General features: G+C 67.5%; 24 protein-coding genes. 4 read left to right on the top strand and 20 right to left on the bottom strand.

The window, feature by feature from the left end; all coding sequences use genetic code 11:
• Positions 1–81: 81 nt before the first annotated feature.
• Complete coding sequence (locus tag CEK29_RS13165) at positions 82–1,377, bottom strand: MFS transporter (RefSeq protein ID WP_094858395.1); 1,296 nt, start codon at positions 1,375–1,377, stop codon at positions 82–84.
• Positions 1,378–1,482: 105 nt separating this feature from the next.
• On the opposite strand from CEK29_RS13165, the gene CEK29_RS13170 reads away from it, so the two are divergent.
• Positions 1,483–2,379, top strand: coding sequence for a LysR family transcriptional regulator (locus CEK29_RS13170; protein WP_094858396.1), 897 nt, complete (start codon positions 1,483–1,485; stop codon positions 2,377–2,379).
• A 210-nt stretch (positions 2,380–2,589) separates the two neighbouring features.
• Positions 2,590–4,662: a putative bifunctional diguanylate cyclase/phosphodiesterase gene (locus CEK29_RS13175; RefSeq protein ID WP_094858397.1), complete on the top strand. Its 2,073-nt coding sequence runs from the start codon at positions 2,590–2,592 to the stop codon at positions 4,660–4,662.
• Positions 4,663–4,783: 121 nt separating this feature from the next.
• On the opposite strand, the gene CEK29_RS13180 is transcribed toward CEK29_RS13175, so the two are convergent.
• Positions 4,784–5,545: an ABC transporter permease gene (locus CEK29_RS13180; RefSeq protein WP_094800670.1), complete on the bottom strand. Its 762-nt coding sequence runs from the start codon at positions 5,543–5,545 to the stop codon at positions 4,784–4,786.
• A complete protein-coding gene (locus CEK29_RS13185) occupies positions 5,542–6,474 on the bottom strand; it encodes an ABC transporter ATP-binding protein (protein ID WP_255176155.1) in 933 nt (310 codons plus the stop codon). Before CEK29_RS13185 ends, CEK29_RS13180 begins: the two co-directional genes overlap by 4 nt.
• Before the next feature lie 169 nt (positions 6,475–6,643).
• Here CEK29_RS13185 and CEK29_RS13190 point away from each other — a divergent pair, with 169 nt between their 5' ends.
• Positions 6,644–7,534 (top strand): GNAT family N-acetyltransferase, encoded by an 891-nt coding sequence (locus CEK29_RS13190; RefSeq protein WP_094858398.1) that lies wholly within the window; start codon positions 6,644–6,646, stop codon positions 7,532–7,534.
• A gap of 127 nt (positions 7,535–7,661) precedes the next feature.
• Here CEK29_RS13190 and CEK29_RS13195 read toward each other — a convergent pair whose 3' ends face one another.
• From CEK29_RS13195 to aceA, 12 genes are all read right to left on the bottom strand, one after another.
• Positions 7,662–8,087 (bottom strand): organic hydroperoxide resistance protein, encoded by a 426-nt coding sequence (locus CEK29_RS13195; protein ID WP_094800676.1) that lies wholly within the window; start codon positions 8,085–8,087, stop codon positions 7,662–7,664.
• A gap of 132 nt (positions 8,088–8,219) precedes the next feature.
• Positions 8,220–8,717 (bottom strand): MarR family winged helix-turn-helix transcriptional regulator, encoded by a 498-nt coding sequence (locus CEK29_RS13200; protein WP_094800678.1) that lies wholly within the window; start codon positions 8,715–8,717, stop codon positions 8,220–8,222.
• A gap of 126 nt (positions 8,718–8,843) precedes the next feature.
• Positions 8,844–9,083 (bottom strand): hypothetical protein, encoded by a 240-nt coding sequence (locus CEK29_RS13205; protein WP_094800808.1) that lies wholly within the window; start codon positions 9,081–9,083, stop codon positions 8,844–8,846.
• Positions 9,084–9,099: 16 nt separating this feature from the next.
• The gene (locus tag CEK29_RS13210) at positions 9,100–9,351 is read right to left on the bottom strand and encodes a nitrogen fixation protein FixH (protein ID WP_094858399.1); all 252 of its coding nucleotides are present in this window, start codon (positions 9,349–9,351) and stop codon (positions 9,100–9,102) included.
• A gap of 22 nt (positions 9,352–9,373) precedes the next feature.
• Positions 9,374–10,894 carry a cytochrome c oxidase accessory protein CcoG gene (gene ccoG / locus CEK29_RS13215; RefSeq protein ID WP_094800682.1) on the bottom strand — a complete coding sequence of 507 codons (1,521 nt, stop codon included), beginning with the start codon at positions 10,892–10,894 and terminating at the stop codon, positions 9,374–9,376.
• A gap of 148 nt (positions 10,895–11,042) precedes the next feature.
• On the bottom strand, positions 11,043–12,077 hold the full coding sequence (gene ccoP, locus CEK29_RS13220; RefSeq protein WP_094858400.1) for a cytochrome-c oxidase, cbb3-type subunit III: 1,035 nt from the start codon (positions 12,075–12,077) through the stop codon (positions 11,043–11,045).
• Complete coding sequence (locus CEK29_RS13225; RefSeq protein ID WP_094800686.1) at positions 12,074–12,256, bottom strand: cbb3-type cytochrome oxidase subunit 3; 183 nt, start codon at positions 12,254–12,256, stop codon at positions 12,074–12,076. The genes ccoP and CEK29_RS13225 overlap by 4 nt, the downstream gene beginning before the upstream one ends.
• Positions 12,257–12,260: 4 nt before the next feature.
• Complete coding sequence (gene ccoO, locus CEK29_RS13230; RefSeq protein ID WP_094800688.1) at positions 12,261–12,977, bottom strand: cytochrome-c oxidase, cbb3-type subunit II; 717 nt, start codon at positions 12,975–12,977, stop codon at positions 12,261–12,263.
• A gap of 11 nt (positions 12,978–12,988) precedes the next feature.
• Positions 12,989–14,464: a cytochrome-c oxidase, cbb3-type subunit I gene (gene ccoN / locus CEK29_RS13235; RefSeq protein WP_094858401.1), complete on the bottom strand. Its 1,476-nt coding sequence runs from the start codon at positions 14,462–14,464 to the stop codon at positions 12,989–12,991.
• A gap of 117 nt (positions 14,465–14,581) precedes the next feature.
• Entirely contained in the window at positions 14,582–14,725 is a 144-nt protein-coding gene (gene ccoS / locus CEK29_RS13240; protein ID WP_094800692.1) for a cbb3-type cytochrome oxidase assembly protein CcoS, read from the bottom strand.
• The gene (locus tag CEK29_RS13245; protein WP_094800810.1) at positions 14,722–15,672 is read right to left on the bottom strand and encodes a P-type ATPase; all 951 of its coding nucleotides are present in this window, start codon (positions 15,670–15,672) and stop codon (positions 14,722–14,724) included. Before CEK29_RS13245 ends, ccoS begins: the two co-directional genes overlap by 4 nt.
• A 264-nt stretch (positions 15,673–15,936) precedes the next feature.
• Positions 15,937–17,265 carry an isocitrate lyase gene (gene aceA, locus CEK29_RS13250; RefSeq protein ID WP_094800694.1) on the bottom strand — a complete coding sequence of 443 codons (1,329 nt, stop codon included), beginning with the start codon at positions 17,263–17,265 and terminating at the stop codon, positions 15,937–15,939.
• Positions 17,266–17,637: 372 nt separating this feature from the next.
• Between aceA and queF the strand changes: the two genes are divergently transcribed.
• Complete coding sequence (queF, locus tag CEK29_RS13255) at positions 17,638–18,483, top strand: NADPH-dependent 7-cyano-7-deazaguanine reductase QueF (RefSeq protein WP_094800696.1); 846 nt, start codon at positions 17,638–17,640, stop codon at positions 18,481–18,483.
• A gap of 105 nt (positions 18,484–18,588) precedes the next feature.
• Here the strand turns inward: queF and CEK29_RS13260 are convergent, their stop codons facing one another.
• From CEK29_RS13260 to acpS, 5 genes are all read right to left on the bottom strand, one after another.
• Positions 18,589–20,010, bottom strand: a complete 1,422-nt coding sequence (locus CEK29_RS13260; protein WP_094858402.1) for an MFS transporter — start codon at positions 20,008–20,010, stop codon at positions 18,589–18,591.
• A gap of 206 nt (positions 20,011–20,216) precedes the next feature.
• Positions 20,217–20,789, bottom strand: coding sequence for a CDP-diacylglycerol--glycerol-3-phosphate 3-phosphatidyltransferase (pgsA, locus tag CEK29_RS13265; protein WP_094800700.1), 573 nt, complete (start codon positions 20,787–20,789; stop codon positions 20,217–20,219).
• Positions 20,790–20,831: 42 nt separating this feature from the next.
• Positions 20,832–22,655 (bottom strand): excinuclease ABC subunit UvrC, encoded by a 1,824-nt coding sequence (uvrC, locus tag CEK29_RS13270; RefSeq protein WP_094858403.1) that lies wholly within the window; start codon positions 22,653–22,655, stop codon positions 20,832–20,834.
• Entirely contained in the window at positions 22,618–23,700 is a 1,083-nt protein-coding gene (gene nagZ, locus CEK29_RS13275; protein WP_094858404.1) for a beta-N-acetylhexosaminidase, read from the bottom strand. Before nagZ ends, uvrC begins: the two co-directional genes overlap by 38 nt.
• Before the next feature lie 41 nt (positions 23,701–23,741).
• Positions 23,742–24,146, bottom strand: a complete 405-nt coding sequence (gene acpS / locus CEK29_RS13280) for a holo-ACP synthase (protein WP_094800812.1) — start codon at positions 24,144–24,146, stop codon at positions 23,742–23,744.
• Positions 24,147–24,155 lie beyond the last annotated feature (9 nt).

Raw genomic sequence — 24,155 nt, forward strand, 5'->3', positions numbered from 1 at the left:
AAGAAGGCCGCCCGCAGGCGGCCTCGATCGTTGCGCGCGCACCCATGACGACCGCGCCGGCCGTCAACAGGCGACAGGTACTCAGGGACCCGCGCGGTCCAGACCAGCCTCGGCGCCCGCCTCGGCGCGCGCCTGCCGCGCGTTGCGCCAGCACAGCGTGCCCGCCACGCCGAGCGCCAGCACCAGGAACACGCCGGTGAGTTCGGCCACGCCGGTCCAGCCCGCGTGGGCCCAGCTCTTGCCCCCCACCGCGCCCAGCACGCTCGAGCCCAGGTAATACACCAGCAGATACAGGGCGGCGGCCTGCGCCTTGTAGCCGCGCGCCATCTGCCCCACCCAGCCGCTCGCCACGGCATGCGCCGCGAAGAAGCCGAAGGTGAACACCACGATGCCGGCGATCAACACGCCCAGATTGTCGGAGAGCGTGAGCAACAGGCCGGCCAACGCCAATGAAGCGCCCGCGACCAGCATCGGCCCGCGGCCGTGGCGATCGGCCAGCCGGCCGAACCAGGTCGAGGCGAAGATGCCGACCAGGTACACCACGAAGATCGCACCGATGAAGGTCTGCGACAGGGAAAACGGCGGCAGCAACAGGCGAAAGCCCACGTAGTTGTACACCGTGACGAAGGCGCCCATCAGCAGGCCACCCAGCACGAACAGGCTCACGAGCGGCCCATTGCGCAGGTGCACGGTCAGACCCGTGCGCGCCTCCTGCCAGCCATTGCCGCGGCGAGGCACGAAACGACGCGAGGGCGGGAGCAGCCACAGGAACAGCAGCGCCGCCACGAGGCCCAGCACGCCGAGCGCCCCGAGCGCGGCGCGCCATCCCATGTGATCGGACACGAAGCCCGTGACGATGCGCCCGGTCAGCCCGCCGAACGCGCTGCCACTGATATAGAGCCCCATGACGAAGCCCAGCGTGTCGGGCTCGACCTCTTCGGCGAGGTAGGCCATGGCCACCGCCGGCACGCCGCCCATGGCCAGCCCCTGCAACGCGCGCAGCACCAGCAGCGAATGCCAGTCGGGCGCCAGGGCCGCCAACAGCGACAATATCGCCGACGCGAACAGTGAAATCGCCATCACGCCCTTGCGCGACAGCGCCTGCGACCAGAGCCCCACGCCGAAGATGGCGAGCGCGAGCAGGCCGGTGGCGAGCGACAGCGAGAGGCTGCTCTGCGCCGGCGACACCGAGAAGGCCTGCGTGAAGAGCGGCATCAGCGGTTGCACGCAATACAGCAACGAAAACGTACTGAAGCCCGCGGCGAACAACGCCCATTGGGCACGATGCAGCTCGCGCGAGCCACGGCGCAGCCACGCATCGCCCGGCTCGCGCTGCGAACGGGTGGCGGTGACCGCGGGGGAAGACGGGGGGGACATGACGATCTCGGGAGACGCGCGGGCCACATGCCCGCACCGTCAAAGTAGACGTCGCCCTATCATTTGTCCAATATATGGCACTGTATCCCTCCATATTTTAAAAAAATGGAACTGCGCCACCTGCGTTATTTCGTCGCGGTCGCCGAAGAGCTGCACTTCACCCGTGCCGCGGCGCGGCTCGGCATCGGCCAGCCGCCGATGTCTCTGCAGATCCAGCAACTCGAGCGCGAGCTTGGCACGCCGCTGCTGCTGCGCCTGCCGCGTGGCGTGGCGCTCACCGAATCGGGCAGCCAGTTCCTGGATGACGCCCGCGCCATTCTGGCGGCGGCCGAGCGCGCGGCGGACACCGCGCGACGGCTGGGCCGCGGCGAGCGCGGGTCGGTCGCGGTGGGGTTCACGGCCTCCGCCGTGTTCCACCCTTATCTGCCCCAGGCGATCCGCGCTTATCGCGATCGCTATCCGGGCGTGCATATATCGTTGGAAGAAAGCAACACGCAGGCCCTGCTCCAGCACTTGCGGGAAGGCGGCGTCGACGTGGCCTTCGTGCGGCCGCCCTATCAGCTCGCCCCGGAGCACGCCTCCGAGCGGGTGCTGGACGAACCCATGCTTGTCGCGCTGCCGCCCGGCCATCCGCTGTGCCGCCGCCGCTCGGTGCCGATCGACGCCCTGGCGCAGGAGGCATTCGTGCTCTACCCCCGGCCGGTCGGCGCAGGCCTGTACGACGCCATCCAGGCAGCCTGCCAGCGTGCCGGCTTCACGCCGCGCGTGATCCAGGAAGCCCCGCAAATGGCGTCGATCATCAGCCTCGTCGCCGCGGGCGTGGGGATCTCGGTGGTGCCCGCCGCCATGCGGCACATGGGCGCCGAGGGCATCGAGTACCGTCCGATCAAGGGCGACGCGCCGCGCGCCCTGCTCGACATGGCCTATCGACGGCACGAGCGCTCGACCGCCGCGCGCAATGCAGTGCTGTTGCTGCGAGAGCTGGCCCACCCGGCGGGCTGACCGCTCCCCGGCCCACCGGAATAACCCTCTCGCCAGCCCAGCCTTACGAGCCGCAAGTAATCGCTACACGATAAGAAAATCGGCTACGCTTGCCGTCCTGTAAGGTGGCCCCACTCTGCGCGGTTCCAGACTGCTCCACCCGGCCGCCCCTCCCCCCACCTTTCTCCTTGCGTCCGCCAGGCTTCGGCCGGAGCGCGGCAGAGACTATCGATGCTTGTTGGAAACTACGACGCCACCCTGGTGCTGGTATCACTGCTTGTCGCGATCCTGGCCGCCTACACGGCGCTCGGCATGGCCAGCCGCGTCGCAGCGGCCCAGGGCGTGGCCTCGCGCTTCTGGCTCGTCGGCGGCGCCAGCGCGATGGGCCTGGGCATCTGGTCGATGCACTTCGTCGGCATGCTGGCCTTCAGCCTGCCGATTCCGCTGGGTTACGACGTCGGCCTGACGGTGCTGTCGCTGGCGCTCGCCATCGGCTGCTCGGCGTTCGCGCTGTGGGTCGTGACCCAGCCCGCGCTACCGCGCCGCCGGCTCGCGGGTGCGGCCCTGCTCATGGGTGCGGGCATTGCCGCCATGCATTACGTCGGGATGGCCGCGATGCGCATGTACCCGGCGATCGAATACTCCCCGCCGCTGTTCGCGCTGTCGGTGCTGATCGCGATCACGGCCTCCGGCGCCGCGCTCTGGATCACGCACGTGCTGCGGCATAACCGCCCCGGCGCGCCGGCCTACCGCGTCTGCGCCGCCATCGTGATGGGCGTGGCCATCGTGGGCATGCACTACACGGGCATGGCCGCCGCGCGCTTCGCGCCGGGCAGCGTGTGCCTGGCGGCCGGCGACGGCATGAGCGCCGGCTGGCTGGCCGTGTCGGTCACCGCGGTGACACTGAGCGTGCTGGCGATCGCGCTGGTGGTCGCCGTGCTGGACACCCGGCTCGAAGCCCGCACCTCGGCGCTCTCGTCGTCATTGGCCGAGGCCAACCAGGAGCTCGTGCAGATGGCTTTGCACGACGCGCTCACCAAGCTGCCCAACCGCGCGCTGCTCGAAGAACGCATGAAGCAGGCCATCGAACGCGCCCGCGACACGCGTGGCCACTTCGCGGTGCTGTTTCTCGATCTGGATGGCTTCAAGGCCGTGAACGATGCCTTCGGCCATCAGGCCGGCGATCTGCTGTTGCAGACCATGGCCGACCGCATCAAGGAAGGCCTGCGCGCGCAGGACTGCGTGGCGCGCCTGGGCGGCGACGAGTTCGTGGTGCTGGCCGATGTGGTCGAGCCCACCGACGCGGCCAATCTGGCGGAACGCCTGATCGACATCCTGGGCCAGCCCGCCGAAGTGCTGGGCCAGGAGGTGGCCGTGGCCGCCAGCGTTGGCATCTCCATCTATCCCAACGACGCACGTGATCAGCATGTGCTGCTCACCAACGCCGACGCCGCCATGTATCACGCCAAACGGCTGGGTGGCAGCCGGCGCTACAGCTTCTTCGAGCCCTCGATGAACGAGGACGCGCGCGAGCAGCTGCAGATGCTGCAGGACCTGCGCCAGGCCCGGGCCCGCGGCGAATTCGAGCTGTACTACCAGCCCAAGTTCGTGGCGCCCTCCGGCCCCATCGTGGGTGCCGAGGCCCTGCTGCGCTGGAACCACCCGGAACGCGGCATGATCGCGCCCGGCGTGTTCATCCCGATCGCCGAGCGCACCGGGCTGATCTTTTCGATCGGCGAATGGGTGCTCGACGAGGCCTGCCGCCAGATGCGCGAGTGGCGCCTGCAGGGCCACGACGACTGGACCGTCGCGGTAAACCTCTCCGCGATGCAGTTCTCGCAGGTGAACCTGGTGGAGAGCATCCGCGCCACGCTCGCGCAATACGAGCTGCCGCCGTCGTGCCTGGCCATCGAGATCACCGAGACCACCGCCATGCGCGATGCCGAAGCCAGCCTCGCCGTGCTGCGCGAGCTCGCGGCCCTGGGGGTGTCGATCTCGATCGACGACTTCGGCACCGGTTACTCGAGCCTGCTGTATCTCAAACGCCTGCCGGCCTCCGAGCTCAAGATCGACCGCGGCTTCATCAGCCAGCTCGAACACGACCAGGAGGATGCGGCGATCGTCTCCGCCATCATCGCGCTGGGCCAGAAGCTCAACCTGAAAATCGTGGCCGAAGGGGTGGAAACCGCGGCGCAGCAGCGCTTCCTGACCGAGCTGGGCTGCGACTCGCTGCAGGGCTTCCTGCTCGGCAAGCCCATGCCCGCCAAACAGTTCACCGACACCGTGGGCGCCGCGGCCACCTGAGCGCCAGCCGCGCCCGGCATCCGGGCATACGGGCCGGGCTGGAGCGGTGGCCCACCAGGCAAAACGGCCCGCCAGGTGACTGGCGGGCCGTTTGCATTCGTCGAGCGGCGGCGCGGTGGCGTCAGCTCTTCAGGCGATAGCCCGTCTTGAAGATCCAGCGCACGGTCAGCATGCAGGCCACCAGGAACAGCAGCGTCATGCCGATGCTCACCAGCACGTTCACGTCCGACACCCCGTAGAAACTCCAGCGGAAACCGCTGACGAGATAGACCACCGGGTTGGCCAGCGTGACCTTCTGCCAGAACGGCGGCAACATCTGGATCGAGTAGAACGTCCCGCCCAGGAAGGTGAGCGGCGTGATGATCATGAGCGGGATGATCTGCAGCTTCTCGAAGCCGTCGGCCCAGACGCCGATGATGAAGCCGAACAGACTGAACGTGACGGCAGTGAGCACCAGGAACGCCAGCATGAAGATCGGATGCTCGATGCTGAAGTCGACGAAGAGCCGCGCGGTGGCGAGCATGATGAGGCCGAGCACGATGCTCTTGGTCGCCGCGGCCCCCACATATCCCGCCACGATCTCGATGTACGAGATCGGCGCCGAATGGATCTCGTAGATCGTGCCGGAAAACCTTGGCATATAGATGCCGAACGAGGCGTTGGCCACGCTCTGCGTCAGCAGCGACAGCATGATCATGCCCGGCACGATGAAGGCGCCGTAGCTGACGCCTTCGATCTGCACCATGTGGGCGCCGATCGCGGAGCCGAACACGACGAAGTAAAGCGAGGTGGAGATTACCGGCGAGGCCACACTCTGCATGAGCGTGCGCCAGGCGCGGGCCATTTCGAAGCCATAGATGGCGCGTATACCGTACCAGTTCATGTTTGCTCGTGTACCAGGCTGACGAAGATGTCTTCGAGCGAACTCTCCGACGAAGACAGATCGGAATAGGCGATCCCCAGACGGTCGATCTGACGCAGCAGACGCATCAGCGCCTCGGAATCGCGCTGGGTGTCGTAGGTGTAGATCAACTCGGCGCCGCCGTTGCCCAGCTCGAGCGAGAAGTCGGCCAGCGCTTGCGGCACCTCCTGGAGCGGCGCGGCCAGCGTGATGCGCAGCTGCTTTTTGCCCAGCTTCTGCATCAGCGTGCGCGTCTCTTCGACCAGGATGATCTCGCCCTTGCGAATCACGCCCACCCGGTCGGCCATCTCCTGCGCCTCTTCGATGTAGTGCGTGGTCAGGATGATCGTGACGCCCTGCTCGCGCAGACGCCGCACCATCTCCCACATGCCGCGCCGCAGTTCCACGTCGACGCCCGCGGTGGGTTCGTCGAGGAACAGGATGCGAGGCTCGTGCGAAAGCGCCTTGGCGATCATGACGCGCCGCTTCATCCCGCCCGACAGGGCCAGAATGCGGCTGTCCTTCTTGTCCCACAGCGACAGGTCGCGCAGCACGCGCTCGATATGGGCGGGATTGGCGCGCTTGCCGAACAGCCCGCGCGAGAACGACACCGTGTTCCAGACGGTCTCGAACACATCGGTGTTGATTTCCTGCGGCACCAGGCCGATGGCGGCGCGCGCCTCGCGATAGGCGGTGACGTTGTCGTGACCGTCGGCGAGCACCCGGCCGGCCGTGGCGTTGACGATGCCGCAGATGATGCTGATGAGCGTGGTCTTGCCCGCGCCGTTCGGGCCGAGCAGCGCGAAGATCTCGCCCCGGCGGATGTCCAGGTCGATCTTCTTGAGCGCCTGGTGGCCGGAAGCATAGGTCTTGGTCAGGCCCTGCACGGAAATGACGATATCAGTCTGCACGCAGACCCCTTATGGACGAATCGAGTGCAGATTTTAACGAAACGACCCGCCCGGATTGTTCACTCTGAGCGAACTATCCGTTGCAAATCCGCCCGCCAATCCCCGCGTCACACATGACCCGCTAGAATGCCGGTGCGGCCACTTCCGCTGCCGCGCAAACTCCCATCCCATGACCGACTTACGCTTCGAGGAACTGAACGCCACCGACATCGACGCCCTGGTGGCGCTGTGCCGTGCGGTGGACTGGCGCTTTTCCGCCGCCGATTTCGCCACGCAACTGGCGGCCGGCCGACTGTTCGGCCTGCGTGGCCAATCGCCCGACCAGCCCGCCCTGATCGCGGCGGGCGGCACCTTCGACTTCGGCAGTCATGGCGCGATCGGCGCCGTGATGATTCAGCCCGAATGGCAGCGCCGCGGTATCGGGCGCGCGCTGATGCAGCACCTGCAAGACACGCTGCCGGCGGGCCGTGCCATCAGTCTCATCGCCACCGATGCCGGCGTGCCGCTCTACGAACGCCTGGGCTACCGCGCGGGCGGACGCATCACCCGGATGAGCGCGCCGCTCACGGCGCTCGACTGGTACGCCGGTGCCCCGGCGGCCCCCGCCGACCGCATCCTGCCCGCCCGTCCCGAAGACATCGTCACGCTCGAGGCCCTCGACGTCGCCGCCACCGGCGCTCGCCGCGCCGCGCTGGTGCTGGCCCGCCGCGCGCAGGCGCACAGCGCCTTCCTGGCCCTGGACTCGGGCGGCGCGCCGAGCGGCTATGCGCTCGGCGTCCCGCAAGGCCCGCTCACGCTGATCGGCCCGGTCATCGCCCGCAACGACGAAGACGCGTTGGCGCTGATCGAATCCGTGGCCCGCGCGGCCGCGCGTCAGGCCGGCTGCGTGTCCCTGCGCCTGGACCTGGCGCCGGCGCAGGACACGCTGGCCGAGGCACTGCAGGCCCGTGGCTTCGCCATCGACGACAGGCCGGTCATCATGACGCTCGGCGCCGAGCCCGACACCCAGCCCGGTTATGGCCCGTTCGTGCGCGCCGTGGCCGCGCAGACCTACGGTTAGGCCGGCTCGCCAGACGGCATACGAGCGAAGGCCCCGGCGGCGCGAGCATCTGCTCGCCCTGCCGGGGCCTTTTTACTGATGCATCGAGACGCGAGGCGGCGGGCGCATGCCCGTCGCCCGCGCGCGATCACACCAGGGTGAGGGTCACGTCGATGTTGCCACGCGTGGCGTTCGAGTACGGGCACACGATGTGGGCCTTTTCGATCAGCGACTCGGCAACGTCACGCTCCAGGCCGGGCAGCGAGATCTTGAGCTCGACCTCGATGCCGAAGCCGGTCGGGATGGCGCCGATACCCACCGCGCCTTCGATGGACACGTCGTTGCCCAGCGCGATCTTCTCGCGGCCGGCCACGAACTTCAGCGCGCCCAGGAAGCATGCGGAATAGCCCGCGGCGAACAGTTGTTCGGGGTTGGTGCCTTCACCGCCGGCGCCGCCGAGTTCGCGCGGGGTGGTCAGGCGCACGTCCAGCACGTTGTCCGAGGACGTGGCGCGGCCGTCGCGGCCACCGGTGGCTTTGGCATGGGCGGTGTAGAGGACTTTTTCGATCGACATGGTGAAACTCCTGTAGAGGTAGACAAGCAGTGAAGGGGCAGACTGAAACAAAAATCAAAACAGCATTCAAACAAATACTATTGCAAACGATTAAATAGCGCACTACTTATTTGTGGAAAAAAAAGCGGGTGCTCATTCCACATAGCCCGCCATCCGCTCGCGCAGCGCCTCGAGCTGTTGCTTGAGCTGCGCCAGCTCTTCGACCGGACAGGCCAGCGCGCAACCGACTTCGGCCGGCACCTCGGTGGCCTTGGCGCGCAAGGCCCGGCCCGCCGCGGTCAGGGTGATGACGATATGGCGCTCGTCATCCGCGGCACGCACACGCTTGAGCAAGCCTGCGGTTTCCATGCGCTTGAGCAGCGGCGTGAGCGTGGCCGAATCCAGAAACAGGCGCTTGCCGATGTCCGACAAGCTCACGCCATCGCGTTCCCAGAGCACCATCATAACCAGGTACTGCGGATAGGTCAGGTCCAGATGCGCCAGCAGCTTGCGGTACAGCTTGTTCATGGCCAGCACCGTCGAGTGCAGGGCAAAGCACAGCTGATTGTCGAGCAGCAGCGATTCGGGTCCTGCGGCAGGCTGAGCACTGCGCTTGCCGCGGGTCGAGGAGGAAGTGGCCTTGGCGTTCATGATGGAATCAGTTTACATAGCGCGCTATTTAATCGCAAGTTATTTTTGTGGGCGGTGTGGCCGGCGCGCCTCCCCTTCCCCGCTTCGGACCCTCGCCCTGTGCGCTTCGGACGCGTGCCCTGCCCTTCACAGGTCTTCGTCATCCTCCTGGTGCGCCGGAAGCAGCCACGCCGTCAGCGCGCAGGCACCGGCGGTGATGAGCCATTGCAGCAGGAAGAAGACGGAGTAAAAGCCCACGCGCCCGGTCACGGCGTGGCCGAACACCGTGATGTCGAGCGGGTCGACCAGCGCGAACACGAGGCCGCTGCCCACCGCCGCCGCCACGAAGGCGGGCCAGAGAATCCACATCAGCTCACGAGGGCGCAGACGCATGTGCGGCCCCTCAGCGCCGTGGCGCGCTGTCCGGCGCCGGCGCGGCGATCGGCGCGCCGGCGGGCGCCACGTCGGCATGACGCTCGACCACCAGGCCCCGGCGCACGCCGCCATCGATGATGGGCGCGTCGGGGTGATAGGTGTAAGCCAGATAGATCGTCGCGAAGCATCCGATCAGCGCGGCGGCCGGCCCGGCCATCAGGATCCAGGGCCAGGGCTCGCGATACCACGGACGGACGATCTCGATTGCGGAATGGGTCATGGTCGGCTCCTTGCTGGCCGCATCACTGCGGCAGATAAAAACTCGCGGCTTCGTGCAGATCGAGCTGCGCGCCGGATTGGCCGGGCGCGCTGCGCAGCACGAACTGGATGGGATGTGAACCGGGCGTGCCGGCGTCGGTCGGCGCACGCACCACCACCGGCACGAGCAGATTGCTCGAGGGCGGCACACGCACTTCCTGGCGGTCTTCGGGCACCGTGCGCACGCTCAGGCCCGGCAGGCCATCGGCCGCCAGCTGCAGCGTGAGCGGCTCGTTGGATGTGTTGATGAACTGCAGGCGGTAGATGTTTTCGATCAGGCCGCCGGCGACTTCGCGCGCCAGCACATTGCGGTCGCGCACCACGTCGACCCGCAGCGGGCTGCGCAGCGCAAGACTGACGACGAAACCCACGGCCAGCAATCCGATGGCAGCCCCGTAGACCAGCACGCGCGGACGCCACAGACGCCGGCGCGTGGCGCGCGCGTCCAGGCCATCGGCAATGGCGCGGTCCGAGGTATATCGGATCAGGCCCTTGGGGTACTGCATCTTGTCCATCACCTGCGCACAGGCATCGATACACGCCCCACAGCCGATGCACATGTACTGCAGGCCGTCGCGGATGTCGATGCCGGTGGGGCACACCTGCACGCACAGGCTGCAATCGACGCAATCGCCCATGCCCGCGCCCCGGTGATCGACCTTGCGCGAGCGGCCGCCACGCGGCTCGCCGCGCTTGTGATCGTAGGTGACCACGAAGGTGTCGCGATCCACCATCACGCTCTGAAAGCGGGCATAGGGGCACATGTACTTGCACACCGACTCGCGCATGAAACCGGCGTTGCCCCAGGTGGCGAAGCCGTAGAACAGCATCCAGAACCATTGCCACGGCCCCAGCTGCAGCGTGAAGAGTTGCTCGCCCAGGTCGCGGATCGGCGCGAAGTAGCCGATGAAGGTCGAACCGGTCCACCACGCCAGCAGAATCCACAGCGCGTGCTTGCTCAGCTTGAGCCGGATCTTGCGCGCGTTCCAGGGGGCCTCGTCGAGCCGGATCCGCGCCAGGCGATCACCTTCGATGCGGCGCTCGATCCACATGAAGATTTCGGTGTAGACGGTCTGGGGACAGGCGTAGCCGCAGAAGAGCCGCCCCGCCACGGCGGTGAACAGGAACAGCGCCAGCGCGCTGATCACCAGCAGCACCGCGAGATAGACCACGTCCTGAGGCCACAACACCAGGCCGAAGAGATAGAACTTGCGCGCGGCCAGATCGAACAGCACGGCCTGCCGCCCCTCCCATTGCACCCACGGAAGCCCGTAGAACACCAGCTGGGTGAGCACCACGAATACGATGCGCCAGTGCGCGAACGTCCCGCTGACCGACCGAGGATGCAGCTTGACCCGAACCTCGGCGATGCGGCTTTCGACCGAGCCGGGCGCGGGCGGCGCGGGGCGCCATAGCGGGGCGGCGTCGCCCTCGTCGGCACCTGGCGGCGTGTCGCCCTGCGGTGCGTGAGAAGAAGCGGATTCGGATACAGCGAGTCGTGTCATGGTTTGGCCATCAAGGCTGAGGCGGTGCGCTCGGCCGGCGGATCACCGCGCGTGGCGATGCGCGGACCGCGTCCGGCCGGCCGCGCGCGCGGCGCGTGCGCCACGGCACATGCCTTGCGCTCGTGGCCGGCCAGGACGGCGTGCGAGGTCATTGCGTGGCGACGGCCGGCGCGGCGGCGGGGGCCGTCGCAGTGGCCGCGGTCGCGGTCGGGGTCGCCGCGACGCCGGCCGGCGCGGCGCTGGCCGGCGCGGCGGGGGCCGCTGCAGCGGCCGTGGACCGATTCGACAAGCCCCAGACCCACGCGGTCAGCAGACGGATCTGCTCGGGCGTGAGGATCTCCTTGTGCGCAGGCATACGGTTGTCGCGGCCTTCGCGGATCGTGCGCACGATGCTGGCTTCTGAACTTCCGTAGAGCCAGACATCGTCCGTGAGATTGGGCGCGCCGAGCGCGGTATTGCCCTTGCCGTCGACACCGTGACAGGCCACGCAGAAGTTGCCGAACTCGCGCTTGCCGCGGAACACCCGCACCGGGTCCGAGGCCAGGCCGGACATCGATCGCACGTAGTGGGCGATGTCGGTCGCCATGCGGGCGTCGACCACGCTGCCCCAGGGCGGCATGATGCCGTGGCGGCCTTCCGTGATGCTGGTCTCGATGTTCTCGGGCAGGCCGCCATGCAGCCAGTCGTTGTCCGCCAGGTTGGGAAAGCCGGGGGCGCCACGGGCGTCCGAGCCATGGCATTGCGCGCAGGTGCTGAGGAACAGCCGCTGCCCGGCCTCGCGGGCCGCCGTGTCACCGGCCAGCTGCGGCACGCTCATGCCCTCGAAGCGCGCGTACAGCGGCTTGACGGCCTCGCGCTGCTCGGCCTGCTTGTCGGCCACCTCACCGGCGGTCGTGTAGCCCAGCATGCCCTTGTACGCGCCCAGGCCCGGGAACAGCACGAGATACACGAGCGCGAATACACAGAACAGCAGGTACATCCAGGTCCACCAGCGCGGCACCGGGTTGTTGAGCTCGGTGAGGTCGCCGTCCCAGACGTGGCCGGTGTCTTCGACCGGCCCCGCCGTGGGCTGATCGCCCAGCCAGCGGCGCTGCGTGTACAGCAGCCACACGCACCACACGATGCCACCCACGGCGATGATGCCGATGAAGTAGCCCCAGAATCCGTTGACGAAATCGCTCATGGTTTCCCCGTCGTTTCGGAGTGGACGGGCGCGTTCTCGGCGCCTTCGTCCGGCAGGGCGAACGGCAGCAGGGCCGACGCCGCGTTATCAGGTTGGCGGTGGCGGGACCAGGCCCACCACACGATGCCGCAGAACGTCGCCATCGAAATGGCGGTAATCACGCTGGAGAGCATCAACATCGCATCACTCCTTGGGGGCGGGCGCCGCGCTCGTGGCCGGCGTGACGGGCGAGCCCGCCGCCGGCGCGGCAGGCGCCCCGGCCTGGGCCTGACGCCGCGCGGCCACGCCGAGCACCTGCAGGTACGCGATCAGCGCGTCTTCTTCGGTCTTGCCGGCGAGGGCCTCGGGCGCCGCGGCGATCGCGGCGTCGTCGTAAGGCACGCCGAGCCTGCGCAGCGCACGCATGCGGTCCTGTACATCGGCATCGGCGACGCTGCCGTGCTGCAGCCACGGGTAGGCCGGCATGTTCGACTCGGGCACCACGGCGCGCGGATCGCGCAGGTGAATGCGATGCCATTCGTCGGTGTAGCGCTCGCCCACGCGGGCCAGGTCGGGCCCCGTGCGCTTGGAGCCCCACAGGAACGGATGATCGAACACCGACTCCGAAGCGAGCGAGTAAGCGCCGTAGCGCTGCACCTCGGACTGCAGCATGCGCACCTGCTGCGAGTGACAGCCCACGCAACCCTCACGGATATAGATGTCGCGGCCGATCAGCGTGAGCGCGTCGTACGGCTTGACCCCCGGCGCGGCCTGGGTGGTGGAGTGCTGAAAGAACAGCGGTACGATCTGCACCAGCCCCGCGAACGAGACCACGAGAATGCTGGCGATGATCATCAGCCCGATGTTCTTTTCGAGCGTCTGGTGCGAGAAGAAGCGCGGCTTGGCGTTGTTCTGGCTCATGTCGTCTCTCCTCAGGCAACGGCCGGTGCGGTGACGCGCGGGGCGGCGGGCGTGGCGCCCGGCAGCGGCACCGCCGGATTCACGGCTTGCGCGCCGCGCACGGTGTGCCAGACGTTCCAGGCCATCACGCACACGCCACTCAGGTACAGCGTGCCGCCCAGCAGACGGATCAGGTAGTACGGCACCCGGGTCTTGAGCTCTTCGACGAAGCTGTACACCGGCAGACCGTCGGCGCCCATATCGCGCCACATCAGGCCCTGCTGCACGCCGGCGATCCACATCGCCGCGATGTACAGCACCACGCCGATGGTGGCCACCCAGAAATGCAGCTCGATGGCGCGGATGCTGTACATGCGCTCACGGCCATACAGACGCGGAATCAGGTAATACAGCGCGCCGAAGGTGATCATCGCCACCCAGCCCAGCGCGCCGGAATGGACGTGGCCGATGGTCCAGTCGGTGTAGTGCGAGAGGGAGTTGACCGTACGGATCGACATCATCGAGCCCTCGAAGGTCGACATGCCGTAGAACGACAGCGCCGTGACGAGGAACTTGAGGATCGGGTCCGTGCGCAGTTTGTGCCAGGCGCCCTGCAGCGTCATGATGCCGTTGATCATGCCGCCCCACGACGGCGCCAGCAGCACCAGCGAGAAGGTCATGCCGAGCGACTGGGTCCAGTCGGGCAGCGAGGTGTAGAGCAGATGGTGCGGGCCGGCCCACATGTACGTGAACGCGAGCGCCCAGAAGTGCACGATCGAGAGCCGGTACGAGTAGATCGGGCGGCCGGCCTGCTTGGGCACGAAGTAATACATCATGCCCAGGAAGCTGGTGGTCAGGAAAAAGCCCACCGCGTTATGGCCGTACCACCATTGCACCATGGCATCCTGCACGCCCGAGTACGCCGAGTACGACTTCCACAGCGACACCGGCATTTCGATGTTGTTGAAGATGTGGAGAATGGCGATGGTCAGGATGTACGAACCGAAAAACCAGTTCGCCACGTAGATGTGCTTGACCCGGCGCTTCACGATGGTGCCGAAGAACACCACCGCGTAGGCCACCCACACGGCCGTGATCAGGATGTCGATCGGCCATTCGAGCTCGGCGTATTCCTTGCTCGAGGTGATGCCGAGCGGCAGCGTGATGGCCGCGGCGACGATCACCAGCTGCCAGCCCCAGAACGTGAAGGCGGCCAGCGGCGCACAGAACAGGCGCACCTGACAGGTGCGCTGCACGACGTAGTACGACGTGGCGAAGAGCGCGCTGCCGCCGAACGCGAAGATCACCGCGTTGGTGTGCAGCGGGCGCAGCCGGCCATAGCTCAGCCAGGCGGTGTCGAAATTCAGTTGTGGCCAAATCAGCTGGGCCGCGATCAGCACGCCGACGGCCATGCCGACGATGCCCCAGACCACCGTCACGAGGGCGAACTGCCTCACCACGGTGTAGTTGAACTGCTCCGGCGGCGCCGGGACGGTGCCATCGCTCATCAGACTTCCCCTAAAGAAACCGCAACACCACAAACGATTTGTTTCGTTTTGAATGATGCGCGCGGGTCCTGTTTCGGGGCTTGATTTGCGTCAAGCGCTTGCAAGGCAGCGGGGAACTCAGCCGTCGCTGTCGCGCAGGATGGACACGGCCTCCTGCTCGGTGTCGTCGAACTGGCCGTTGAATACGGCCCACCACAGCGCCACGCCGATCGCGAGCACGAACGCGAGCGACAGCGGCAGCAGCAGATACATGATGGTCATGCCGCCTCCAGCGTCACGGCGGCGTCGGCGGCGGGCCGGGCACGGGCCAGGCGCCAGGCGTTCAGCGCCACGGCGACCGTGGACAGCAGCATGGCGAGCGCGGCCAGCCAGGGCGTCATCCAGCCGGTCAGGGCGGGCGGCACCATCAGCAGGTGCCAGGCGAGCGAGCCATACAGGCTCTGCCGGGCGATGCGACGCATGCGCGCCATCACGTGCCGCGCGTGCAGCGCCGCATCGGACGGCGCGACGCCATCCGGTTGCGGCTGCAACAAAGCCGACTGGGCGGCCGCCACCGTGGCGGGCACCGCCATGGCCATGGCGCACGGACAGCTCATGACCAACAGCGCCACCATCACCGACACCGAGCGCGCGGGTTCGATCCAGAGCCAGGCCGCGCCGGCGGCCAGCGCCAGCAGCACCTGCGCCGTGACAAAGCGTGCCGCCACCCGATCGGCCTGCGCGCCCAGCTCGGCGGCCAGCGGCGCCAGCGCGCCGGGCACGGCGATGCCGCCCACCCGTTGCCGTGCACAGAGCTCGAGATAGCGCGCCGCCAGCAGGAACGCCACGAACATCGTGACCGAGTCGAAATAGACTTCGCCGTGTTGCTGCCAGGTGGCCCAGACGCTGGGCAGGAAGGCGCCCACGATGCCGAGCGCGACGGGCACGTCCATGCCGGCGCGCGCCTGACGCAGGCTGCGCCACGCGCCGCGCCACAGCGGCCAGGCGCAATACATGACGACGGGGACCGTCAGCACCAGGCTGGCCCAGTTCATCAACACGATCGCGCGGTCCAGCGTGAAGGCCGCGTCTTCGGGCATCGATTGCCCGCTGAGGTAGCCGGGCCAGGCCAGCATCATCACCTGCATCATGACCAGCCAGGACACCCCCAGGCGCGCGAGCGCGTGGCGCCGCAATTGACGCTCCGCCGTTCCGAGGACGGACGGCATGGCGAAGATCGACGGGGCGAGCGGACGACGCGCGGCGAGGCCGGCGGGATCACAATCGGACGAAGGATGGCTCATGCTGCCGATCGTAGGCCGCCGCCGCCAGGTGCCCCTTGATCTGGATCAAGGGCGCAACCGGCACGGGGCAAAAAAAGCGGGGTGCCCCTCCGACAAGGCACCCCGAACCCACTCTACAACAGGAACGTCCGGATGCGGACGGGGCGGCCGGCCCGGCCCCCCAACCCGCTTTACTCGAGCTTCAGGGACTCAGGCGGCGCGCACCGCCGGCTCGGCGTGGCCATGTTCGAACTGCGCTTCCTCGGTCGAGCCGGTCAGGGCCGTGGTCGAGGAGCGGCCGCCTTCGATGGTCTGCGTGACCGCGTCGAAGTAGCCGGTGCCCACTTCGCGCTGGTGCTTCACGGCGGTGAAGCCGAGATCGGCGGCGGCGAACTCCTTCTGCTGCAGTTCCACGAACGCGCTCATCTGGCGGCGGGCGTAGCCGTGCGCCAGCTCGAACATGCCGTAGTTCAGCGAATGGAAGCCGGCCAGGGTGATGAACTGGAACTTGTAGCCCATGGCGCCGAGCTCGCGCTGGAACTTGGCGATCGTGTCGTCGTCGAGGTTCTTCTTCCAGTTGAACGACGGCGAGCAGTTGTAGGCCAGCAGCTTGCCCGGGAACTGGCGATGCACGGCCTCGGCGAACTTGCGCGCGTATTCGAGATTGGGCGTCGAGGTCTCGCACCAGATCAGATCGGCGTAGGGGGCATAGGCGAGACCGCGCGAGATGGCCTGATCGATGCCGGCGCGGGTGCGGAAGAAGCCCTCGACCGTGCGCTCACCGGTGATGAACGGGCGGTCGTTTTCGTCGACGTCGCTGGTCACCAGATCGGCCGCATCGGCATCGGTGCGCGCCAGCAGCAGCGTGGGCGTGCCGCACACGTCGGCGGCCAGACGGGCCGACACGAGCTTGGCCACGGCCTCGCGGGTGGGCACCAGCACCTTGCCGCCCATGTGACCGCACTTTTTCACCGAGGCGAGCTGGTCTTCGAAGTGCACGCCGGCGGCGCCCGCCTCGATCATGCCCTTCATCAGCTCGAAGGCATTCAGCACGCCGCCGAAGCCCGCCTCGGCGTCGGCCACGATCGGCGCGAAGAAGTCGATATAGCCCTCGTCGCCCGGGTTCTTGCCTTCCATCCACTGGATCTGGTCGCAACGGGCCAGGGCATTGTTGATCCGGCGCACCACCTGCGGCACGGAGTTGGCGGGGTACAGCGATTGATCGGGGTACATCTCGCCGGCCAGGTTGGCGTCGCCGGCGACCTGCCAGCCCGACAGATAGATGGCCTTCAGCCCGGCCTTGACCTGCTGCATGGCCTGATTGCCCGTCAGCGCACCCAGCGAATTGACGAAGGGCTCGGAATGCAGGGATTGCCAGAGTCGCTCGGCGCCACGGCGGGCCAGCGAATGCTCGACGGCCACCGAACCGCGCAGACGAATCACGTCCTCGGCGCTATAGCCACGCTTGATGCCTTGCCAGCGAGCCTGCTCGGCCCAGTCTTTTTGCAGATTGCGGATTTCGGTTTCGCGCTTGCTCATGATGTGCTCCAGAAGGTGAAAAAGAAGACTGCGGGAACGGGAAACTGTGAAGGCATCCCCATCGGGGTCGGGGTGCCGGACCGATCGCCGGATCGCGGTGCGCGGGTGCTGCCCTTGGAAAACAGTCTATGCCTCTGCTGCAAAGCAATGCGCGTCTGACTCTTATATAAGATGAAAAATATATTCCTTTAAAATCAACAAATTAAAAGAACCATTTCGCATAGCGAAAGGATTTTCGGTACCGTGAAATGAGCCTACGTTGCCGCGCAACATGCGTTTTCGCATGCCGCGATGAGCGTTTCACGGTATGAAAAATGCGCGCTTCCGGCAGCGCCTACAATGCCGTCTGGCTTCTCTAGACCCTCATCACGAATGTCGCTGTCCAACGCCCCGCTGGGCCACTCTGTCGCCTACCCCTCCGCCTACGATCCGTCGCTGCTGTTTCCCATTCCGCGCGCCGCCAATCGCGAGGCGCTCGCCCTGGACGAACTCCCGGGCGCGCAAGCCGGCACGCTGCCGTTCCGCGGCGCGGATCTCTGGAATGCGTACGAGCTCTCCTGGCTCGATGCGAAGGGCAAGCCGCGCGTGGCGATGGCCACGTTCACCGTGCCGGCCGACAGCCCCAACATCATCGAATCGAAGTCGTTCAAGCTCTATCTGAATTCGTTCAACCAGACGCGCCTGGCCAATGCGCAGATGCTGCGCGATCACCTCGAGCGCGATCTGAGCCTGGCGGCCGGCGCGCCGGTCGGGCTGGATTTCATCCTGCCGCAGCGTTTCGGTGATCTGGCGATGGGCGAGCTGCGGGGCGACTACCTCGACAAGCTCGACGTGGAGATCGACACCTATGAGCCGGCGCCGCAACTGCTGAAAGTGACGGGCGACGAGATCGTCGAAGAGACGCTGGCGTCGCGCCTGCTGAAATCGAATTGCCCCGTGACCGGCCAGCCCGACTGGGCCAGCGTGCAGATCCACTATCGGGGCCGTCCGCTGGATCGCGCGGCGCTGCTGAAGTACATCGTGTCGTTCCGCCAGCACGCGGAGTTTCACGAGCACTGCGTCGAACGCATCTTTACGGACGTGATGCGCGCCTGCCAGCCCGAATGGCTGACCGTGTATGCGCGCTACACGCGCCGCGGCGGCCTGGATATCAATCCCTGGCGCAGCAACGCGCCGGGCGCGGCGCTGCCCGCCGATGTGCGGATGGTGCGTCAATAAGACAGGCCGAGGCGGGCCGGCGCGCGGCACGCCGAGGCGTGGGCGCCTGGCTTTGCGTGAGCCGATAGACGAAGGGCGGCCAGGGCCGCCCTTCGCATTGCCGCATCAGGCGGCGCGGCGCGCCTGGATCGCGATCCACTGGGCGAGCACCGCGCCCAGGGCGAAGGCGATGCCCGCCCCCACCCACGGCCCATGCGAGAGGCCGGCGTCCAGCAGCAGACCGAAGGCCAGCGGCCCGAAGGCCGAGCCGACGTCCATGCCCGAATAGACCAGGCCATAGACGGAGCCGGTGGCGCCCTTGGGCGTCACGCGGCGGATCAGCATGTCGCGCGAAGGCGCGGCCACGCCGGCGCAAAAACCGGCCACGGCCACGACGCCCGCCGCGAGACTGGCCGGCACCCAGCCCATCGCGAGCACCACCAACGTGAGACCGGCCATCAACAGCGCCGCGGTCACGGTGCGCTCGGTCCGCGGCGTTGCCGAGACCAGGAAACCGCCCGCGGCCATGCCGACGGCGGACGCCACCATATAGCCGGACAGCGCGCCGCTCGCCACGACCTTGGACAGGTCATAGAGCTGCTGCAGCAGCGGGATCGTGTAGTTCTGCACCGACGACAGCGCCACCGAGGTGCAGGCGAAAAAGAGGAACGCGCCCCACAGCGCGGGGCGGGCCAGCAGATCCTGCAGGGTCTGCCAGGCGGACGCGGACGGCGCGGCGGGCCGGGCAGGCGCGGCAGCGGCAGCCCCGGCCGCAGTGGCTTCCCTAGCGACGCCCGGCGTGGCGACGCCCGGCGTGGCAATGCCCGGCGTCGCGATGCCCGCGGTCGCGCTGGTGCCGCCCGACGCAGCGGCGCCCGACGCAGCGGCGCCCGACGCAGCGACGCCCGACGCAGCGGCGCCCGACACCTCATCGGCATCGTCCTCGTCGGCCAGCAGACGCCGGCCCAGGATGGTCAGAAGCAGCACCACCGCCACCAGCGCGGCCGCCGAGAACGCGGCCACGCGCCAGTTGGCGAGCAGCGTGATGCTGGTGATGAACACCGGTGTCAGCGCCCACCCGAGGTTGCCGGTCAGGCCATGCAGCGAAAAGGCATGTCCCAGGCGGGCCGGCGAAACGCGGTGGTTGATGAGCGAGTAATCCGCCGGATGGAAGATCGAATTGCCGATCCCGCCGATTACCGCCGCCAGCATCAGCATGGCGTAGCCGTTGGCCGCGCCGATCAGGGAAGCGGACAGCACGAAGGCGGCCAGCCCGAACCACAGGACGGGACGCGCCCCGATGCGGTCGACCACGAAGCCCGACGAAGCCTGGCCCACGCCCGACACCACGTAGAACACCGACACCAGCAAACCGAGCCGGGCGAAATCGAGACCGAACTCCTGCCCCAGCGACACGTACAGCGAGGGCAGCAGCAGCTGGAAAAAGTGCGAACTGGCGTGCGCCACGCCGATCAGCATGATGGTCTGCCAATCGCGCCGGCGCAGGTCCGGGGAGTCCAGGGGAGCGGTATCGACTGCGGTATTCATGAAACGGCCTTGCCCGCGGGTGGGGCTGCATGGTGCGCGGCGCGGCGGCGCCGGGGTTGTCTCCGAAACCGGCCAGCACGGCCGGCCCGCCAGCCCTCGCCGGCGGTGCTGGAGCGCGGTCGGCCAGGCTCGCCGCGCTCTCGATGGGATAGAGGTAAAGCAAAGGGGCTGCCCCGCGCAGCCCCCTCAATGATACGGCCTCGGCCTCAGCCCGCTTTTTCGCGGATCGCCGGCCAGGCGCGTTGCAGGTAATACAGCATCGACCACACGGTGAGCACGGCGGCGACCAGGATCAGCCACGTACCGACCACGCGCAGATCGACACCGCCGAGCGGCTGATCGTACAGCAGGCACGGGATCGCGATCATCTGCGCGGCGGTCTTGAATTTGCCGAGCCAGTGCACGGCCACACTGCCGCTGGCGCCGATCTTGGCCATCCACTCGCGCAGGGCCGAAATGGTGATCTCGCGCCCGATGATGATGAGCGAGATGAAGGCATCGACGCGGCTGAGGTCGAGCAGCACGATGAGCGCGGCGCACACCATGAGCTTGTCGGCCACGGGATCAAGGAAGGCGCCGAAGGCGGAGGTCTGGTTCCAGCGGCGGGCGAGCCAGCCGTCGAACCAGTCGGTGAGCGCCGCCACGATGAAAGCCAGCGCGGCCAGGGTGTCGCGCACGGGCGTGGACATCCAGCTCTCGGGCACATAAAACAACCCGACCACCAGCGGAATCATGGCGATCCGCAACCAGGTCAGGAAAATGGGTACGTTTATCGGCATAGTGCTCGTATGCTACCTCAGGTCGGCCTCAGCGGGCGGTCATCAGTGCAGGGCGTCGTAGATCCGCCCGGCCAATTCGTCGGAGATGCCATCGACCGACGCCAGGTCTTCGACACTGGCGGCGATCACCCCCGACAGACCGCCGAAGCGGGCCAGCAGGCGTTGCCGCCGGCGTGCGCCCACCCCTTCGATCTCTTCGAGGCGCGACACGGTGCGCGCCTTGGCGCGCTTGGCCCGCATCCCGGTGATGGCGAACCGGTGCGCCTCGTCGCGCACCTGGGCGATCAGCATCAGCGCGGCCGACTCCTTGCCGAGCGCGACCGGCACGCGGCCGTCGGCGAACACCAGCGTTTCGAGGCCGACTTTGCGGTTCTCGCCTTTGGCCACGCCGACCAGCGCCGCGATATCCAGCCCCAGCTCCACGAAGACCTGGCGCGCCACTTCGACCTGGCCCTTGCCCCCGTCGATCAGCACCAGGCCCGGCATCTCGGCCTCGCCGTCGGCCACCTTGCCGAAACGCCGGGTCAGCACCTGGCGCATGGCGGCGTAATCGTCGCCGGGCGTGATGCCCACGATGTTGTAGCGGCGATAAAGCGAGGGTTGCATGTCGTGGTGCAGGAACACGACGCACGACGCCTGCGTCGCCTCGCCCGCGGTGTGGCTGATGTCGAAACACTCGATGCGCAGCGCGTCCAGCGCGGCTTCGTCGGTGTCCAGGTCCAGCGTTTCGGCCAGCGTACGGGTACGGGCGGCCTTGGCGCCCGACTCGGTGAGCGCCCGCGCCAACGCCATTTCGGCGTTTTTCTCGGCTTGTTCCAGCCAGGAACGGCGCACGCCCTGCGGGCGGGTCAGCACGCGCGCCCGCGTGCCGGTCTGCTCGGCCAGCAGGGCCAGCAGCTCGGGATCGGGCAAGGCGTGCGTACAGACCAGGATGGGCGGCAGCGGACTGTCGGTGTAGTGCTGCGCGACGAAGGCTTCCAGCACGTTGGCCGCCTCCTCGCCTTCGGCGTGCGCCGGGAAGAACGGCTTGTCGCCCAGGTGGCGTCCGCCGCGCACCATGGCGAGATTGACGCAGACCTTGCCGCCCGCGCTCGCCACCGCGATCACGTCGGTATCGTCGCCACCGGCGTTTTCCATGGTCTGCTGATGCAGCACGCGCGACAGCGATCCCATCTGGTCACGCAAGGCGGCGGCTTCTTCGAAGCGCAGGGATTCGGATGCCTGAAGCATGCGCGCCTCGATCTCGCCCATGACCTCCTGCGCTTCGCCATTCAGAAAGCGCACGGCGCGATGCACGTCGCGTTCGTACTCGTCGGGCTCGATCGCTTTGACACAGGGCGCCGAGCAGCGCCCGATCTGATGCAGCAGACAGGGCCGCGACCGGTTGGAAAACACCGTGTCTTCGCAGGTGCGCAGCCGGAATACCTTCTGCAGGATCTGGATCGTTTCGCGCACCGCCCATGCGTTGGGATAGGGCCCGAAAAACTGCCCGCGCTTGTTGGTCGCGCCACGGTAGTAGGCGATGCGCGGCCAGGCATGGCCGGTGATCCACAGATACGGATAGGACTTGTCGTCGCGAAACAGGATGTTGTATCGCGGGCGCAGGCTCTTGATGAGGTTGTTTTCGAGGATCAGCGCCTCGGCCTCGGAGCGCGTGACCGTGACCTCGACGGTCGCGACCCTGGCCACCATCTGCGCGATGCGCGGGCTGGCGAGGTTCTTCTGGAAATAGGACGAGACGCGCTTCTTCAGGTCGCGCGCCTTGCCCACATACATCACCTGGCCGTCGGCATCGAGATGCCGGTACACGCCCGGCAGATGCGGCAGATCAGCGAGAAACGATTTGAGATTGAATGCGTCGGGCATGCTGGTAACGGGTCTGGGCCTGCAGCGCATCCCAGGTGGGCGCGGCAAACGCGGGCATCAGGCGGCGGATGCGTTCGATCGAGACGGGGTCGTGCACGACCTTCAGACGTGCAAGCAGCTCATCGGCCAGATCGGGGCGGTTGCACACCAGCACCATGTCGCAGCCGGCGGACAGCGCGGCCTCGGCACGCGCCAGGATGTCGCCCGCGACCGAGGCGCCTTCCATGGTGAGGTCGTCGGAAAACACCACGCCATCGTAGCCCAGGCGCTCGCGCAGGATCTCGGTGACCCAGCGGCGCGAGAACCCCGCGGGTTGCGCGTCGACCTTGGGATAGATCACGTGCGCCGGCATCACGGAGGGAATGACGCCGTCGCCCAACCAGGCGTAGGGCGCGCCGTCTTCCTTGAGGATGCGTTCGAGCGGACGCGGATCGACCGGAATTTCGTGATGCGAGTCGGCGCTGACGAAACCATGACCCGGGAAATGCTTGCCGCACGCCGTCATGCCGGCCAGCGCCAGGCCCTGCGCCAGCGCACGCGCCAGCATCGCCACCACGCGCGCGTCGCGGTGGAAGGCGCGGTCGCCGATCACCTTGCTGACGCCGTAGTCGAGGTCGAGCACGGGCGTGAAGCTCATGTCGACGCCGCACGCGCGCAGCTCGGCGGCCAGCACGTAGCCGGCTTCGGTGGCGGCGCGCATGGCCTCGAGCGGATCGCGATCCCACAGAAGGCCCAGCGCGGCCATCGGCGGCAGCGCCGTGAAACCGTCTTCGCGAAAGCGCTGCACGCGGCCGCCTTCGTGGTCGACCGCGATCAGCAGCGGCTCGCCGCGCGCGTCATGGATGCGGCGGGTGAGCTCGGTGAGCTGCGCACGATTCTCGAAATTGCGCGCGAACAGAATCACGCCGCCCACGAGCGGATTGCGCAGGCGGGCTTTTTCTTCGTCGGTGAGGCGCGTGCCGGCCACGTCGACCATCACGGGACCGGGCGGGAGGTGCTTGTGGGCCTTGCCCTTGGAATCTTTCTTGGATTTCTTGCCAGCCATGGCGCGGCGTCCTTGTGGAGGTAGAGGAATGATCGCGTGCTTCAGCGCGGCCGGCTCTCGACGATGACATAGGCGGCCGCCATGTCGATCTCGTCGGTCAGCGACACGTGCGCGGCGCCGAAGCGGGCGTCATACCAGGTCTTGAGTTCGGGGGCGATGACCAGCACCGGCCGCCCGCCCGGGGCATTGAGCGTCTGCACGCGCGTCCAGGTCATGGGCATGCGCATGCCCAATCCCACGGCCTTGGAGAAGGCCTCCTTGACCGCGAAACGCGTGGCCAGGAAACGCACGCCCCGCATCGGGTCGCGGGCGCGTCGGGCATGGAATTTCTGCAATTCCTGCTCGCCCAGGATTTTTTCGGCGAAACGATCGCCATGGCGCGCGAGCGCGCGCTCGATGCGGTCGATGCGGATCAGGTCCAGACCGATGCCGGCGATCGCGCCCATGGGCAGAGG

This window comes from Bordetella genomosp. 5, assembly GCF_002261475.1.
Lineage (GTDB): Bacteria > Pseudomonadota > Gammaproteobacteria > Burkholderiales > Burkholderiaceae_B > Bordetella.

What these genes read in the sequence shown, in the direction of transcription:
- CEK29_RS13165 (WP_094858395.1), bottom strand. Translation starts at nt 1,377, where the DNA reads ATGTCCCCCCCGTCTTCCCCCGCGGTCACCGCCACCCGTTCGCAGCGC.
- CEK29_RS13170 (WP_094858396.1), top strand. Translation starts at nt 1,483, where the DNA reads ATGGAACTGCGCCACCTGCGTTATTTCGTCGCGGTCGCCGAAGAGCTG.
- CEK29_RS13175 (WP_094858397.1), top strand. Translation starts at nt 2,590, where the DNA reads ATGCTTGTTGGAAACTACGACGCCACCCTGGTGCTGGTATCACTGCTT.
- CEK29_RS13180 (WP_094800670.1), bottom strand. Translation starts at nt 5,545, where the DNA reads ATGAACTGGTACGGTATACGCGCCATCTATGGCTTCGAAATGGCCCGC.
- CEK29_RS13190 (WP_094858398.1), top strand. Translation starts at nt 6,644, where the DNA reads ATGACCGACTTACGCTTCGAGGAACTGAACGCCACCGACATCGACGCC.
- CEK29_RS13195 (WP_094800676.1), bottom strand. Translation starts at nt 8,087, where the DNA reads ATGTCGATCGAAAAAGTCCTCTACACCGCCCATGCCAAAGCCACCGGT.
- CEK29_RS13200 (WP_094800678.1), bottom strand. Translation starts at nt 8,717, where the DNA reads ATGAACGCCAAGGCCACTTCCTCCTCGACCCGCGGCAAGCGCAGTGCT.
- CEK29_RS13210 (WP_094858399.1), bottom strand. Translation starts at nt 9,351, where the DNA reads ATGACCCATTCCGCAATCGAGATCGTCCGTCCGTGGTATCGCGAGCCC.
- ccoG (WP_094800682.1), bottom strand. Translation starts at nt 10,894, where the DNA reads ATGACACGACTCGCTGTATCCGAATCCGCTTCTTCTCACGCACCGCAG.
- ccoP (WP_094858400.1), bottom strand. Translation starts at nt 12,077, where the DNA reads ATGAGCGATTTCGTCAACGGATTCTGGGGCTACTTCATCGGCATCATC.
- CEK29_RS13225 (WP_094800686.1), bottom strand. Translation starts at nt 12,256, where the DNA reads ATGTTGATGCTCTCCAGCGTGATTACCGCCATTTCGATGGCGACGTTC.
- ccoO (WP_094800688.1), bottom strand. Translation starts at nt 12,977, where the DNA reads ATGAGCCAGAACAACGCCAAGCCGCGCTTCTTCTCGCACCAGACGCTC.
- ccoN (WP_094858401.1), bottom strand. Translation starts at nt 14,464, where the DNA reads ATGAGCGATGGCACCGTCCCGGCGCCGCCGGAGCAGTTCAACTACACC.
- ccoS (WP_094800692.1), bottom strand. Translation starts at nt 14,725, where the DNA reads ATGACCATCATGTATCTGCTGCTGCCGCTGTCGCTCGCGTTCGTGCTC.
- CEK29_RS13245 (WP_094800810.1), bottom strand. Translation starts at nt 15,672, where the DNA reads ATGCCGTCCGTCCTCGGAACGGCGGAGCGTCAATTGCGGCGCCACGCG.
- aceA (WP_094800694.1), bottom strand. Translation starts at nt 17,265, where the DNA reads ATGAGCAAGCGCGAAACCGAAATCCGCAATCTGCAAAAAGACTGGGCC.
- queF (WP_094800696.1), top strand. Translation starts at nt 17,638, where the DNA reads ATGTCGCTGTCCAACGCCCCGCTGGGCCACTCTGTCGCCTACCCCTCC.
- CEK29_RS13260 (WP_094858402.1), bottom strand. Translation starts at nt 20,010, where the DNA reads ATGAATACCGCAGTCGATACCGCTCCCCTGGACTCCCCGGACCTGCGC.
- pgsA (WP_094800700.1), bottom strand. Translation starts at nt 20,789, where the DNA reads ATGCCGATAAACGTACCCATTTTCCTGACCTGGTTGCGGATCGCCATG.
- uvrC (WP_094858403.1), bottom strand. Translation starts at nt 22,655, where the DNA reads ATGCCCGACGCATTCAATCTCAAATCGTTTCTCGCTGATCTGCCGCAT.
- nagZ (WP_094858404.1), bottom strand. Translation starts at nt 23,700, where the DNA reads ATGGCTGGCAAGAAATCCAAGAAAGATTCCAAGGGCAAGGCCCACAAG.
- acpS (WP_094800812.1), bottom strand. Translation starts at nt 24,146, where the DNA reads ATGGGCGCGATCGCCGGCATCGGTCTGGACCTGATCCGCATCGACCGC.